Annotated in this window: 1 protein-coding gene; it reads left to right on the top strand. The window is 44.3% G+C overall.

What is annotated here, in order from left to right:
• Window positions 1-129 precede the first annotated feature (129 nt).
• The coding region (locus tag ACNA6I_RS23060; protein WP_416314231.1) for an IS110 family transposase at window positions 130-637 on the top strand (508 nt) is incomplete at its 3' end.

Raw genomic sequence — 637 nt, 5'->3', positions numbered from 1 at the left:
CATTCCTGTTATAAAAGATTATGAGGATAAAGCGGGATTTTAGCGATGTGCATAAAAAAAGCTCCCTTGGTACGATAGAGAGTGTCATGCGCATGACCTCGAATTAAGTACCGAAGGGAGACTTCAACTATGGATTTTACACAAAATGAACGACTTAATCAAATTAATGAACAGACTTTAATCATCGGCATTGATATCGCCAAGCATAAACACGTCGCCAGGGCTATTGATGATCGAGGAATCGACTTATCGAAGCGTCTGGTTTTTCCGAATTCGTTAGAAGGCTTCCAATTGTTACTAGAGTGGGCTCGACAATTAAGTGCGGACACATCCCGTCCGAACTTGATGTTGGGGATGGAGCCCACGGGACATTATTGGATGAATCTAGCTTACTTCTTGAAATCACAGGGCGAGCGCCCTGTGGTGGTAAATCCGATGAAGGTTAAGAAATCAAAAGAACTGGATGATGACTCGCCTACCAAAAATGATACTAAGGATGCGAAGGTCATCGCCCAAGTCATGAGGGCAGGGCGGTATCATGAGCCTACCTTGCCAGAAGGCATCTATGCCGAGTTACGTGAAGGCGTGAAACTCTTTGACATCATTCAAGAAGATCTCTCTTCCATCAAAGCACAGA

This window comes from Rossellomorea sp. FS2, from assembly GCF_047915635.1.
Taxonomy (GTDB): domain Bacteria; phylum Bacillota; class Bacilli; order Bacillales; family Bacillaceae_B; genus Rossellomorea; species Rossellomorea marisflavi_A.
The sequence above is the reverse complement of the archived record's forward strand: the minus strand, read 5'-3'. Positions and strand labels throughout refer to the sequence as shown.